Source organism: Xenococcus sp. PCC 7305, assembly GCF_000332055.1.
Taxonomy (GTDB): Bacteria; Cyanobacteriota; Cyanobacteriia; order Cyanobacteriales; family Xenococcaceae; genus Xenococcus.
Window position 1 is genome coordinate 17,999 of the sequence record NZ_ALVZ01000152.1, and the last position, 13,379, is coordinate 31,377.

Annotated in this window: 14 protein-coding genes; 8 read left to right on the forward strand and 6 right to left on the reverse strand. The window is 40.5% G+C overall.

The genetic code is table 11. From position 1 onward, the window contains the following. Positions 1-29 precede the first annotated feature (29 nt). Entirely contained in the window at positions 30-1,253 is a 1,224-nt protein-coding gene (locus XEN7305_RS09295) for an FHA domain-containing serine/threonine-protein kinase (protein ID WP_006509147.1), read from the forward strand. A gap of 179 nt (positions 1,254-1,432) precedes the next feature. Here the strand turns inward: XEN7305_RS09295 and XEN7305_RS09300 are convergent, their stop codons facing one another. Continuing rightward, a complete protein-coding gene (locus tag XEN7305_RS09300; RefSeq protein WP_006509148.1) occupies positions 1,433-2,779 on the reverse strand; it encodes a DICT sensory domain-containing protein in 1,347 nt (448 codons plus the stop codon). Between the two features lie 98 nt (positions 2,780-2,877). After that, entirely contained in the window at positions 2,878-4,473 is a 1,596-nt protein-coding gene (locus XEN7305_RS09305) for a photosystem II high light acclimation radical SAM protein (RefSeq protein WP_006509149.1), read from the reverse strand. Positions 4,474-4,825: 352 nt separating this feature from the next. Here XEN7305_RS09305 and XEN7305_RS09310 point away from each other — a divergent pair, with 352 nt between their 5' ends. After that, positions 4,826-5,227 (forward strand): DUF1830 domain-containing protein, encoded by a 402-nt coding sequence (locus XEN7305_RS09310; RefSeq protein ID WP_006509150.1) that lies wholly within the window; start codon positions 4,826-4,828, stop codon positions 5,225-5,227. A gap of 109 nt (positions 5,228-5,336) precedes the next feature. Then, the gene (locus tag XEN7305_RS09315; protein WP_071591337.1) at positions 5,337-5,792 is read left to right on the forward strand and encodes a DUF4079 domain-containing protein; all 456 of its coding nucleotides are present in this window, start codon (positions 5,337-5,339) and stop codon (positions 5,790-5,792) included. A gap of 134 nt (positions 5,793-5,926) precedes the next feature. Here XEN7305_RS09315 and XEN7305_RS09320 read toward each other — a convergent pair whose 3' ends face one another. Beyond that, the gene (locus tag XEN7305_RS09320) at positions 5,927-6,661 is read right to left on the reverse strand and encodes a Uma2 family endonuclease (protein WP_006509152.1); all 735 of its coding nucleotides are present in this window, start codon (positions 6,659-6,661) and stop codon (positions 5,927-5,929) included. Between the two features lie 111 nt (positions 6,662-6,772). Beyond that, the gene (locus XEN7305_RS09325) at positions 6,773-7,291 is read right to left on the reverse strand and encodes a molybdenum cofactor biosynthesis protein MoaE (protein ID WP_006509153.1); all 519 of its coding nucleotides are present in this window, start codon (positions 7,289-7,291) and stop codon (positions 6,773-6,775) included. Between the two features lie 290 nt (positions 7,292-7,581). On the opposite strand from XEN7305_RS09325, the gene XEN7305_RS09330 reads away from it, so the two are divergent. After that, complete coding sequence (locus XEN7305_RS09330) at positions 7,582-7,902, forward strand: hypothetical protein (RefSeq protein WP_006509154.1); 321 nt, start codon at positions 7,582-7,584, stop codon at positions 7,900-7,902. Positions 7,903-7,919: 17 nt separating this feature from the next. Here the strand turns inward: XEN7305_RS09330 and XEN7305_RS09335 are convergent, their stop codons facing one another. Then, positions 7,920-8,798, reverse strand: coding sequence for a carbohydrate ABC transporter permease (locus XEN7305_RS09335; RefSeq protein WP_040897265.1), 879 nt, complete (start codon positions 8,796-8,798; stop codon positions 7,920-7,922). Between the two features lie 119 nt (positions 8,799-8,917). Here XEN7305_RS09335 and XEN7305_RS09340 point away from each other — a divergent pair, with 119 nt between their 5' ends. The 4 genes from XEN7305_RS09340 to XEN7305_RS09355 all read left to right on the forward strand — a co-directional run bounded on the left by XEN7305_RS09340 (position 8,918) and on the right by XEN7305_RS09355 (position 11,510). Beyond that, positions 8,918-9,994 carry a hypothetical protein gene (locus XEN7305_RS09340; RefSeq protein WP_006509156.1) on the forward strand — a complete coding sequence of 359 codons (1,077 nt, stop codon included), beginning with the start codon at positions 8,918-8,920 and terminating at the stop codon, positions 9,992-9,994. A gap of 16 nt (positions 9,995-10,010) precedes the next feature. Continuing rightward, positions 10,011-10,772, forward strand: a complete 762-nt coding sequence (locus XEN7305_RS09345) for a DUF5995 family protein (protein ID WP_006509157.1) — start codon at positions 10,011-10,013, stop codon at positions 10,770-10,772. A 136-nt stretch (positions 10,773-10,908) separates the two neighbouring features. Further along, on the forward strand, positions 10,909-11,193 hold the full coding sequence (locus tag XEN7305_RS09350; protein WP_006509158.1) for a UPF0175 family protein: 285 nt from the start codon (positions 10,909-10,911) through the stop codon (positions 11,191-11,193). Further along, complete coding sequence (locus tag XEN7305_RS09355; protein WP_006509159.1) at positions 11,190-11,510, forward strand: hypothetical protein; 321 nt, start codon at positions 11,190-11,192, stop codon at positions 11,508-11,510. Before XEN7305_RS09350 ends, XEN7305_RS09355 begins: the two co-directional genes overlap by 4 nt. 1 nt (position 11,511) lies before the next feature. Here the strand turns inward: XEN7305_RS09355 and XEN7305_RS09360 are convergent, their stop codons facing one another. Then, entirely contained in the window at positions 11,512-13,230 is a 1,719-nt protein-coding gene (locus XEN7305_RS09360; protein WP_006509160.1) for an IS1634 family transposase, read from the reverse strand. Between the last annotated feature and the right edge of the window lie 149 nt (positions 13,231-13,379).

Sequence of the window (13,379 nt, forward strand, 5' to 3'; positions counted from 1 at the left end):
TTACTTGTTTATCTCCATACTAGCCTCTTATGGTAACTCTTACTTTTTTAGATCCTCAGACTAACAAGCCATTTAAATCTTGGAAGTTTTCTGAGCAGTCCACAATTTGTATTGGTCGTGCTCCTCAAAACGATATAGTTCTCAAAGATTACTTTCAGGTCTCGCGCCAACATGTAGAACTAACTGAAATTGACGATCAATGGGAATTGGTGAATCATGGGAGTAATGGCACTTTTGTTAATAGTGTTCTGGTAGACAAAACCCAACTAAATAATAATGATTTAATTCGTTTGGCGGGTAATGGGCCTTTATTGCGCTTTGAATTAGAGTTGAATTCGGAGGGAATATCGACCGTCGAAGACATTTCTCCCTCCCCATCAGCAGTATCAAATTGCCAGCATATTGGGAATTCTCCTGACAGTATTTTTTGTATTCATTGCGGTCAAGCATTAGTTGACGAAAAACTTTTTATTGGTAATTACCAAGTCCTACGTACTTTGGGGAGGGGAGGTATGGGAATTACCTATCTGGTGAGGGATCAAGATAAAACTATTGACGGTGCTCCTTTGCTTCTAGTGTTAAAAGAAATGAACGCGGAGATGCTTCGTGTTGCTAAGGCTCGGGAATTATTTGAGCGGGAAGCGAGAATTCTCAAAACTTTGGAACATCCTAATATCCCTAAATATTACGATTTTTTTTCTGAAGGTGAACATAAATATTTGGTCATGGAATTGATTCATGGTCATGATTTGGAGCAATTTACCTATCAAAAAGGTACTGTTGATCTACAACAAGCGATCAAATGGATGATTGAAATTTGTGGAGTCTTATACTACCTTCATCATCTACAGCCACCACTAATTCACAGAGATATTAAGCCAGCCAATTTAATTTTGCGCAATCTGGATAATCGCTTAATGTTACTAGATTTTGGAGCGGTCAAGGAATTTGGAACTTCTCGGAATACTCGAATTGGAGTGGAAGGATACAGTGCCCCAGAGCAATATCGGGGAGAACCTTGTCCTCAGTCAGATCTTTATGGAGTTGGGGCAACTTTGTTTTTTTTGTTGACGGGAAAGACCCCCATGCAATCTTATGTTCCTCAAAAAAATCAATATGAACTTGATTTTGCCAGCATATCTAGTTTATCTCTCGAATTAACTGATGTATTAATCAAGACATGCAAGCCCAATCCCCAAGACAGATACCAATCAGCTCAGGAACTAGCTTTTGCACTTCAAAGATGTCTTTAAAAAAAAGAAAAACTTATAGCCCTTCTCGAATTAGTGAGATACAGAAGATCTTCCTTTAGGGAACAGGGAACAGGGAACAGGGAACAGGAAACGGGTAACGGGTAACAGAAAGTGTACTTCATCAATTTGAGAACCGCTATGTTACTTATTACTTATTACTTCTTACTTGTTACTCAATTTTAGGTTTCCATAAGCCAAATCCCTGAAGCAATTTTCGGTTGATAGGCTTGAATGCTCATGCCTTGTTGCATACCCATAACCAATAAACCTAAGGCTTCAACTAGTTTAGGATCATAAATCTGACCGACAGCTGCTTGGCATTCATCTAAGGCTTGGGATAAAGGATTATAGTCTATGGTGGGATTTTGGCTATGTTGGATGACTTTTTGCTGAAAATCCGCCAGTAAACGCAAAATACGAGACTCTAAAGGTATATTGTCATAGGACAATCCTGAAGGTTTTCCCGAACCATCCCAAGCTTCGCTTTGGTGAGTCAGAATTTCCGCGATCGCCTGAAGTTGGGGCATGATTCTTAATAAAGAAGCTTTGGGCAAATCATCTTGCTCTTGCAAAGCTTTTTCTTGGGCTGGAGATTGTTTATCTGGCTTGTTGGCAATTTTGGTTATCGAACCCAGGCGATGTAATAGTCCAGATAAGCGCAATCTTTTGATTTGCCATGCTGGGAGATCTAGCAATTGCCCCATAGCTTCCCCCAATGCCGATACTTCAGTTGCCGCCATTGGGTTGAGAGTATCAGAATGATCGAGAATTTGTGCCATCCTCAGAAAAGCTTGCATTTCATTGGACAGAATATTGTCATCTAAATCTTGAAAAGAATGATAATTATCAGCTTCTTGCGGCTGATGTAGGTTTTTGTGACAGGTTTGCAAATAATCAATGACACGGGAAACTACCGCAATAAGCCCTTCTTGTTGAGAGCCAAATTCTTGAGACATTGAGGCGACTCTAGAGGTTAAATCTGCAGCCAAAGATGGATTATAGGTTTGCAGATGTGCGATCGCGATTTCTACCGTTTCCCTGACTAATTCCGGTTCAAAAGTCCAAAATCCGTAGAATTTACGTTCCAAATCCTCTTGAGGTTGCCCAAGCGCACCATAATCTGATTCTGACAACTCCTGACATAAAACCATTGCCGTATAGTGAGGAGACAAAATCATCAAATGCCATTCTTGGGCAACAGGATCTTGCTCCGCTAAGTTTACGAGGGCAACATTATCTTTTTGGCTGGTCGGATGAGTTTCAAATCCAGCATCGGGTGCTGCCATAATAATTACCTGCTGGGATTTATCAGCCAATTCGCTATAACGTTCCGCTTCTTGTAAATACCATTTCCCGCGCTGGAAAGCTGTCACCATTAGAGGCTCACTCTCAGATTCTAAAATAAAGTCTTCTAGAGCATGGCATAAAGCTACTAACGTGTTTTTATAATAAACTCCCAAGTTTAAGGGATTGCTAGTGTTTTGATGAGCTAATTTTAATTGTTGTAATATTGAACCTTCAAGCATTTCAGTTATCAGTTACCAGTTATCAGTTATCAGTCATTCCCATTAGAGGACTTAATTAAATCATTTATTAGTACTCACTACTTATTACTTATTACTTATTACTTCCTCACAGCGTCACTAGTAACCAATTGTGGCTGATCCCCAATCTTCTCCTTCCCAATTGGGGCAGTTAAAGCCTCTTCTAAAGGGGCACAACCTAATTTTTCTTCTAATATTTTTAAAACTTCCCTCCCAAAGTCATTAGGATTAGTATTCCAAGCTTTTAAACAAACCTCACCAAAGAAAGAACCCAAAGGTTCGGGATTCCAGAGTAATTTCTTGGCAGTCCAAGGCATTAAACTCATAGGGTTATAGCCTGGCTTTAAAATATCATTCTTAAAAGCATATTCCTCTAAATGGGTATGGGGTTGTAATCCGATAAAGAAAATAGCTGGTTCTACTTTATCTACCCCAAAAATCCTTTCCAATTCTCGATGATAGGCAATGGTTTGCCGAATAGTTTCATAGGTCTCATCAATCACATTAAAAGAGTAGTTAACCGAAACTAAATCATCAAAACCTGCGTCCTTCAAATCTCGACAGTTTTGCAACACAGTACGCAGATTGTATCCCATCCGCATTTTACGAATTAATTCTTGAGAACCGCTAGTAATGCCGATTTCAAAGTAATTCATGCCTGTTTTGACCATCAAATCACATAATTCTGGAGTGAGATTATCAGCGCGGATATAAGCTGCCCAGTGAGTATCTTTCATCCCGGAATCAAGTATTTTCTGCAACAGCTCGATCGCGTCGGGAATATATTTTTTTGCAGGAATAAACTGAGCGTCGGTAAACCAGAAATTACGAATACCCCGATCATAAAGTTGACGCATTTCCTTGACAACTTCATCGGCAGGATTAATCCGTACTTGTTTCCCTTCAACTACGGTGTAGACGCAATAACAGCAATTATGGGGGCAACCTCTTTTAGTCTGCACGCCAATATAAAAGTCATTTTCTTGGAAATAATAGTCAAATTCAGGCCAAATAGTTGAAATATAGTCATAATCGCAAGCTGTTTTTTCGATGGGAGTTGGCCATTCGTGAATCATGCGCTCTCTGGGTTGAGTTTCGCCAACAACATAACAACGCTCATCGCTGAAGTCTTGACCTTGGAGAATTTTCTCTAGCAGTTTCTCCCCCTCGCCCACAGAAACAATTGTTCCTTGAGGGAGCTGAGTTTTTAATTGTTCGTAGAACACACTTACTGCTCCACCACCTACTACCGCACGAGCTTGGAGATTATATTTTCTAGCTTGTTTGAGCCCTCGTTTAATTAATCCTTCATTGCGCCATAATTCGCCGTAATATGCCGTAGTAACCTTTAACCCACCAAATGCTCCTTTTAGCCTAGTCAAAGGGTTCGGTGCATAATAAAATTCAAAGGCATTTTGCAGGGGGTTACCTCCTCTGCCGCCCACCGGGGCATAAATCTGAATATCTCGCCAGGAAAAGACGAGTAAACTGGGCTTAAACTGTTCAATACATTCTTCTAGGGCTTTATTGAAATCTAAAGGCGGAACTGTCCCTAAATCAAAGATTTTTTGTTCTATTTCGGGAAATAACTTGTGGAGATGATCGCTGAGATAGACTACTCCAATAGGGAATATTGGGTTGCAGGGCAGGCGGACATATAAAATTTTCTGATTCATGATTTTAAAACTGCTTATTATTTTGCGAAATTGGGGAAGTTGCCGATTTTGTTTAAATGTTAGACCAATTTCATATTTGTCATATAACTTAACTTTAACTATATTATTAATTGTTATCAATGAGAAAGGGATCGCTTACTAAATATAGTCTTAGAAAAAAGCTTAAAACATTATAAAGTTATCTCAAAAATGACCCCTGATGAAGTAATGGAAACATTGTGATATCTACGATACAAAATAATTATTACTGCCCAAAAGATTGGTATTCTTTTTTACAGCCACCGGGGATCAATAAATGTTAGCTTATACAGGACAATAGAAAACTAAGTTTTAAAACGCTTCGATAAAAATTATGTCTCAGATACTCGACTCCTTACCCAACGGAGAGAACGATAGCATTTTATGCTGCTACGTAAATGCTACAAGTGAAATCCAGATAGCTCGAATCACTAATATTCCTAATTGGTATTTTGAAAGGGTTGTTTTCCCTGGTCAGAGATTGGTATTTGAAGCAGTCTCCAAAGCTCAGCTGGAAATACATACAGGAATGATGGCCAGCGCTATTTTGTCGGATACGATCCCCTGCACTCGCCTGAGTCTTAATCCGCCACCAACAGTTACCGATGTTAAAGAGACTGAAGTAGCTGCTAAGAAAGTAGCGGTGAAGGTAGAGCAAAGAGAAGATGTTGCCATCAAAAATAAGCAGAAATTTAGCATGACTTCTCAATTGATGCAGGCTGCTGTTTCGGCTTAGTAAGATAAACATTTTTTAAATAATAATTATCAATTTAATAAATCTTTGGGCTATCAATTTTTGGTAGCCTAATTTATTATGAAGACTGAAATGTTAAACCCGATAGAGTATTTTGTTTGCAACAGATTTTAATTTACCATCTTTTCTCTGGCTCTGGAAAATTGCTGCCTGGTCTATGGGCTTTGCGATCGCGGGCTATTTATTATTATTTCTCTCGGGCTCGACTATTCTCTACAGTCGCCTCATGCGATCGCGTCTTCCTGTTTGGCTGCGACCATTACATATGATAACTGGAGGAATTACGGTCTTACTAGTGTTACTGCTGTTATTTATTGGTTTAATCGGCACCATCGGTCATTATGGCAACTTAGGACATTCAATTCATTTAATCGCCGGATTACTGGTTGTTTTCCTGATGCTATTGTCTGGTTGGAGCGCGCTGCAAATTAGTCCGAGCAAACCTTGGGCGCGTGTTCTTCACTTAAGGACTAATATTGTCTTATTTGCTGGATTTGTTTTTGTTTCAATCACTGGTTGGCAAGTTGTGCAGAAATATTTGCCTTGAAAGATAATTTCCAATCTCACTCAGATTTCTTAGCAGATCTTTTGGATCAAGAAATTAATAATAGTGAAAAATAGATCGCAAGGGGGAAAAGAAATTATGGTCTAATTCTGATGAAAACCCATAAAATTGTTACTTCAAATCTGCTCGGGGTCAATTCCCATTTCTCGTAACTTTTCAGCTAAAAGGTTGGCTCTTTTTTCTGCATCTTCGGCTCGTTGATATTCTTCCTGAGCTCGTTGACTTTCTGCCTCAGCTCGTTGATATTCTTTCTGAGCTCGTTGGCTTTCTGCTTCAGCTCGTTGATAAATTTCTACATAGCTTAAAAACCGCTGTCCATCTGGATGAAAAATTTGTAAATCATCTTCGGTTAAATTAAACTTTATTTGCAACAGAGGACTTACCCAATCGGCGATCGGTTCGATCACATCGAGAAATCCTTCCCGACGAAGCCATCCGCTCAACTCATTTTTGTCAGGATCATAGAGATAATATTCATCCACGCCAAAGCGATCATAAAACAATAACTTTCGGCTCATCTCAGCCCTTCTATTGCCTGGGGAGAGAATCTCAAAAACTATTTGGGGTGGCAAATTATCTTCTTCCCACTGTTTATAGGAGCCACGATCGCCTTTGGGTCGTCCCAAAACTACCATGACATCAGGTGCTGTACATTTCTTGTTATCGCCTTCTACGGGATACCACAACAAATCACCCGCTACAAAAACATTGGCATCATCGGCAAATAACCAATCTAAATTCTGCTTAATCGCTACGATCCAGCGAAATTGCTTAGTATTATCTGCCATTGGTTTACCATCACTGTCGGGATAGATGACCGCTGGCTGGGAGGTCGTTTGTAGCTGTACCATCGCCTTAACCTTAATCTATTGCGGTAGTCTTAGATTAACATGGTTACACAATTGCGGGGCAACGCGATCGCAACCCAAGTACGATAAACTGCGCCATGAGATAAGCTTTATCTAACAATTTTCACAATCTGCGATCGCAACCCAAGTACTAGAAACTACACCATCTTGTGCCATGAAAAACTCTTTCTTCCAGATCGGGGCATTATGTTTTAGGGTGTCGATCGCGTAGCGACAAGCAGCAAAAGCCTCACCACGATGGGGACATCCCACCGCAACTAACACACTAATTTCGCCAATTTCCAACTTTCCTGTCCGATGATGAATCACCACGCTATTGGCCTCTGACCATTGTTGACGAATTTGTTGTGCGATCGCCTTGAATACTGCGATCGCCATTGGTTCATATGCCTGATACTCTAAATGAGTGACCCTTTGCCCATCGGTTTTATTCCGTACCGTCCCACTCATCACAACAACTGCGCCATTACCAGGATCATCTGCTAGTTGATAAACCTCATCTAAAGATAGAGGAGCAAAAGTAACTCGGAAACTATCGTTGGGATGAGTGTTCGTGACCAGAGGTAAGGCAATCTCTAAAGGAGTTGCTTTGGGGGAGACATTTGCATTCATGTTAGGAGATGTTGAGATGATAATCAGACTTTTAAATCATATTTACATAGATAAAGCTGTGTAATCAATTAAGAATAAATCGCAACATACTGGGCAACCTTACTTAACAAAACAACAGAGAAAAGAGGTTTTGTTTAATTTTTATTACTTAAATAAGCATTGGTGTTTTAAGTCATAGGCATTTTTGATAGATTGTTCGAAGTGCAAAGACTGAGTTAAAAGAATTAACCAAGTACTCATAATTTTCAGAAGAACTTTAAATTGATCGATTAGATTATTATTTTTTTACTATGAAGCATTTTCATGATGACTGGATTCAAGAATGGTGTGATAACAATGGCTGGACAGATTTAATTAGAGAGCGCTACAACAATTATTGGGCATTTCCTCCCCATGCAGTAATGCCTGAGCCAATTCCTCGCAATGTGTTGCAGGTTATTAAAGATCAAAAGGGGTTTAGTAGTGACGAGCAATTGTGGCTTACTTGTGCCACGGTTTTCAGCATCGTAGCAATTGTCTTATGTTTTTTGATGGCCAATCCTATGCCAGCAGTCTTCGCTTTTGCCTTTGATGCGATTACTGTTGCTAAATTGGAAGTTGAAGGCATTTAAGGCTTGTTATCTAATAATTATTGGTTGCGAGAAAGGCGTAAATTAATAATTGAAAGTCCCAGAATTCCGAGGAATAAGACCAGGCCAATAGTGCAGGCATAGTTGATGTCCAGGTCTTGAAATGCTCTTTCGTAGAGATAGTAAACCACGGTTTTCGAGCTGTTGCGGGGGCCACCTTGAGTCATTACATAAATTTCTTCAAAGACTTTGGTGGCAGAAATTGCAGATATTACAGCTACTAAGAATAGGTAAGGTTGCATCAGGGGGAAAGTAATATCCCAATGTTTTCGCCAACCATCGGAACCATCGATCGCGGCTGCTTCGTATAATTCAGGTGATATTGATTGCAGCCCCGCCAGATAAATCACCATATAGTAGCCCAATCCTTTCCAAATAGTGACCACCATGACACTCCAAAGTGCTAGTTTGGGGTCAGTCAACCAGGGAACTCCATTCTCAAAGCCTATCTGTTTCAGGAATTGATTGAGAATACCGTTATTGATATAAAGAGCTTTCCAAGCAATACCGGCCACCACCATCGAGATCACAACAGGTGTATAGAAAGTGGCACGGAACAGGTAAATGCCAGGAAGTTTTTGATTGACTAAGATAGCCAAGATTAGAGGCACAATCACCAGAACAGGGACTGCCCCGACCAGGTAGAGCAAGGTGTTGCCAATAGTTTGCCAAAAGACGCGATCTCCCCATAGCCGCTGGAAATTGGCAAATCCTACCCATTCAGGAGCTTGGGTTAAATCATATTCATATTGGGTAAAACTTAAAGCAAAGGCTTGAATTGCCGGCAGGAAAATTGTGATCGACAGAACTGCGATCGCTGGAAGCAAAAATAAATAAGGTGTGATTTTTTGTCTGTTGAGATTATGTTTTTTGAACATCAATAGAGGAGCCAAAATTGATTCAATACATTCCATAGGTATCACATGATTATGGGATTGTTAGAATTGCTGTTGGTTTACTTAATAGTCACTCCTTGCTACTTACTAGTTAAAACAATATGTCTCAGCCAACGTTATATATTGCCGTTACAGGTCATGGTTTTGGTCATGCAGTCCGTACAGCATCAGTAGCAGATAAGATCCAACAGCTTTGTCCAGAAATCTCCATAATATTTGCGACAACAGCACCAGAATGGTTACTGAAATCTTATATTAGCGGTGATTTTATTTATCGTCCTCGGGTGTTTGATGTGGGAGTAGTGCAAAGCGACAGCCTCACTATGGATAAACCGGCCACTCTGGAGAAAATGCAAGATATTCGATCGCATCAAGAGCAGATTATTGCAGAGGAAGTAGCATTTATTAAACAGCACAATGTGGGGTTGGTCTTAGCAGATATTCCCCCCCTAGCAACTGCGATCGCAGAGGCAGCAGGAATTCCTTGTTGGATGATGAGTAATTTTGGTTGGGATTTTATCTATGGTGCCTGGGATGATTCTTTTAGGGAGATTATTAACTGGATCACCGAATGTTATGGCAAATGCGATCGCTTATTTCGTTTGCCCCTATCAGAAACAATGACAGCTTTTCCCAATATTACAGATGTTGGGTTAACAGGAGGCAATCCTCGCTATACTGAGGCCCAATTACGAGATAAATTTGCGATTAGAGCACCAGGAGAAAAGATTATCCTCTTAACTTTTGGCGGTTTAGGTTTACAGTCAATCCCCTATGAAAAGTTAAAACATTTTCCCGACTGGGATTTTATTACTTTTGATCGCCAAGCGCCCGATTTACCCAATCTTAAGATTGTTAGAGATAATTTCTTTCGTCCTGTAGATTTTATGTTGTTATGCAGCAGAATTGTGTCTAAGCCTGGATATAGTACTTTTGCCGAAGCTTTGAGATTAGATTTGCCAATTGTGACTTTGACTCGGGAAGATTTTGCAGAGGCACCAATTTTATTTAAAAATATTCGAGAACATTCTTATCATCAGATAATAAGTACAGAGGAGTTTTTTCAGGGGGATTGGGATTTTTTGACACAATCTTTAATTGCTCCCAAAACTGAGATTAAGCTCCCTAAAGATGGCTCGGAAACTATTGCCCAGGAAATTATTGGATTTATGATATAGCAATTTTTATGAAATTATGCCAGTCACAACGATTGATGAAGTTATTGAACAACTAGACATTATTATTAGGCAACAGCGATCGCAAAAAAGCCCACTGGGTTTTTTCCCTGCCGTTTACCGACAAGTGACAATTCAGATTAAACAAGGGATTGCCAATGATTTGTTCGACGATGGCCCTCGGATGGAAAGATTTGATGTCATTTTTGCCAACCGCTATTTAGAGGCATTTGAGCTATTTCAAAAAGGAGAAAAACCGACTCGTGCTTGGCAAGTAGCTTTTAGCACTATGGGTAAAACTCGATCCTTGCTTGTGCAATATCTGCTCCTAGGAATTAATACTCATGTCAACTTGGATTTAGGCATTGCAGCAGCTCAAGTTGCCCCTGGCTCAGCATTACCCGCACTGCGAGACGATTTCGATAAAATCAATGACATCTTGGCAGAATTATTAAATCCAGTACAGGATGTCATTAATCAGTTTTCGCCCCTCTTTGGTTTGTTAGATCGCTTTGCCGGCAATACAGATGAGATGATTACCAACTTTAGCCTCCAGAAAGCCAGAGATTTTGCCTGGGAAAATGCGGAGATTCTCGCTGAACAAACGCCAGCTCAACAAGACAAAATCATTAATCTGATTGATCTTTATGTTTCCTGTTTAGGGAATTCCCTTGCCCGTCCCCAAGGATTTATAGGTAATCTAGTTTCTCTAATTCGTCTCACCGAAAGCAATAATTTACCTGCTATTCTGGATGCTTTAGGCAATATTCAAATCAACTAAACAATGGCCAACGATATCCCACAAAGATATGCTCTTAAATAATTTTGTTTCGTACTGCGTGCAATACCAGCTTATGATAATCGCACTGCTAGCATCATGTTAGGATTATGAGAGTAAACTGTTAGAGTCAAAAACAATGCAGATTCAGATTGCTTTACCAGATGAAGTAGCAGACTCGCTCTCCGCTAAATGGGGTAATCTGGAACATAAGCTGATGGAAATGATCGTAATCGAAGCCTATTGCGAAGGTTCAATTGGGTTAGGGAAAGTTCGGGAACTATTAGGAATGCAAACTCGCTTAGAAGTCGATACTTTTCTGAAGGCAAAAGGGGTTGATCTCACTTATAACGAAGCTGATTTTGAAGCAGACAGAAAAACCCATGAACAACTCCGCAAAGAAGGTAGACTAAACACTCCATGATTGTTGTCTCAGATACATCTCCTATTTGTTATCTGTTGCTTATCGGGGAAATTGGAATCCTGCCTCAACTTTATGGGAGAGTGCTTATTCCCAAAATTGTCCAACAAGAATTATCTAATCTCAAATCGCCGAAAATTGTTCGGAAATGGATTGACGCTCCTCCCGATTGGTTAATCATAGAAAATGTCACTGATAGTTTTGATCATGATTTAGAGGTTCTTGACCTGGGAGAAAGAGCTGCTATTCTCTTAGCTGAACGAAAAGATGCAACTTTAGTAACTGTCGGTTCGCTGATTTTTGAGCAGAGTGGAGAATAAATTAAGTGAGAATGGGGAGCGCATAAATAGTTTTGGGAAGATTCATAAGCGCTAGGATAAGAAGTTGCAATTCATTGAGGGGTGTAATTTCAGAAGTGCCATCGCGATGATGATAGAGAGTAATACCACAGAAGGCTGTCAAAAGTTGCTCAGCAGTGGGGCGCGAGGTTTTACGCTTTGGATTGCCAGCATAAAGACCAGCAATTTCATCTTGCTGTGTTTGTAACTGCCGTCGAACTTGAAACTCAATAAGGGTGAAACATCGCAATGCAATAGTCAGCAAAAACATTAAGCCGATGATTCGCTCTTCATGGGTCAAGTAAATGGGTAAAGCTGGGAGTTGGCCACGCTTGAATCGATGGAATCCACGTTCAAGCTGCCACTGGTCTCGATAGTAGATAACTGCTTGAGACAAGGAAAGCTGTTCAATAGCGACATTGGTGACGTAAATGCGCCAACCAGTAAGTTGCTCAGCCTGGGAAATTGCTTTAGGTTGACGTTGAAATTCTAGGCAGAATTGCATTGACTTGATAGAGGATTTGGTATTTTGGCGACTCGGACGACCAGGACTGTTATAGCGAGTAACTGTTTTAGTGCCAATTTCAGTGAGAAAGTAATCGATAACTCGATAACGTTTGAGGATAGACTGAACTTTAGTTTGGAGAGTGCAGTGGTCTTGATGGAGTTTAGTCGCAAGTTTGCTCAGAGCTTGTTCAGCTTTGTTCAGCCTTTGATGCAAGCCCTTCTGTTGACGCTGAGCTAGAGCATCAGAGCGTACGAACAAATATCTCTCCCACCACTCAAATGACTCTTTTGTCTTGGGGTTATACTCAATTTTTCCTAGTTCGATTTCAAAACCTACTCCCATCGCTGCTTCAGATTCAGTGGAATTAGGTAAACGAATCTCTTGGTGAGATTGTAGTGGATTCAGCACCCAGCTTTTTAACACACTGGGAGTCTGTCCTGTCATTGGCAAAGGAAAACAATAACGTCCCCCAGCTCGTGCCAATTCCGCTCTGGTTTGATGAGCTGCAGCTTTACAATCGGCGATATAGAGAAAATCTTGGTGCCCAATCACCTTGGCCAATCGATGCCAGCTCGGCAGGTAAACTGGGTCATCAGCACCATTACCTGCTAGAGTTTCGCTTACCAATGGTACTCCCGCTGGGTCAATAGTTCCTAACAACTGACGATATTGCCTTAAGTCTGGACGATGATTTTTGCTGTGACCAAAACGGAGTATACTCTTGTCTTCATCCTCTAACTCAATTTGGTGGTAAACACTGAAACTGCTGGTATCACATCGAGCTACTTCTGTGGGTAACTCATAGCCCCGAATCATTCTTTGTCCCAGTTTTTCCTCAATCTGTTCTCTTGATTCGATTTCTCTACCGATTACTTCTAATAAAGAGGCTAAACGATCATCACTGGCATCTTTCAATCCTATCGACCATCCTGTTGCCCTCGACAGTGTCTGATAATGCTGTTTAACCCAATCTTCTACCCCACATAAGCGATGATCTGCTTGAGTTATTATGTAGCTCAATAAGATTAAGCTAAGTTGACCATAGCTCAATCCTTGGCGATTCCCATGAGGTGATGGCAGAGCCTCATCTAAAACCTCTGCTAACTTCAACTGTTCTAACCAGTAGATAATCAAAGGAATATCATCACTTCGTTCTGAGGTTGTACGGGGTTTGGATATTAACAGCAATTCCAAATTCAAAAATTAAGAAGTATTTGCAGGGATGAAAGGTTCTGGTTCCGCATCGCCGAGCATAAAGTCGAGGAGATGGTGCCAACTTCGGAATAGTAGATACTTGGACAAAGAGAGGATATCTTGAAAAAAGCCTTTACGAGTGCCTCTTT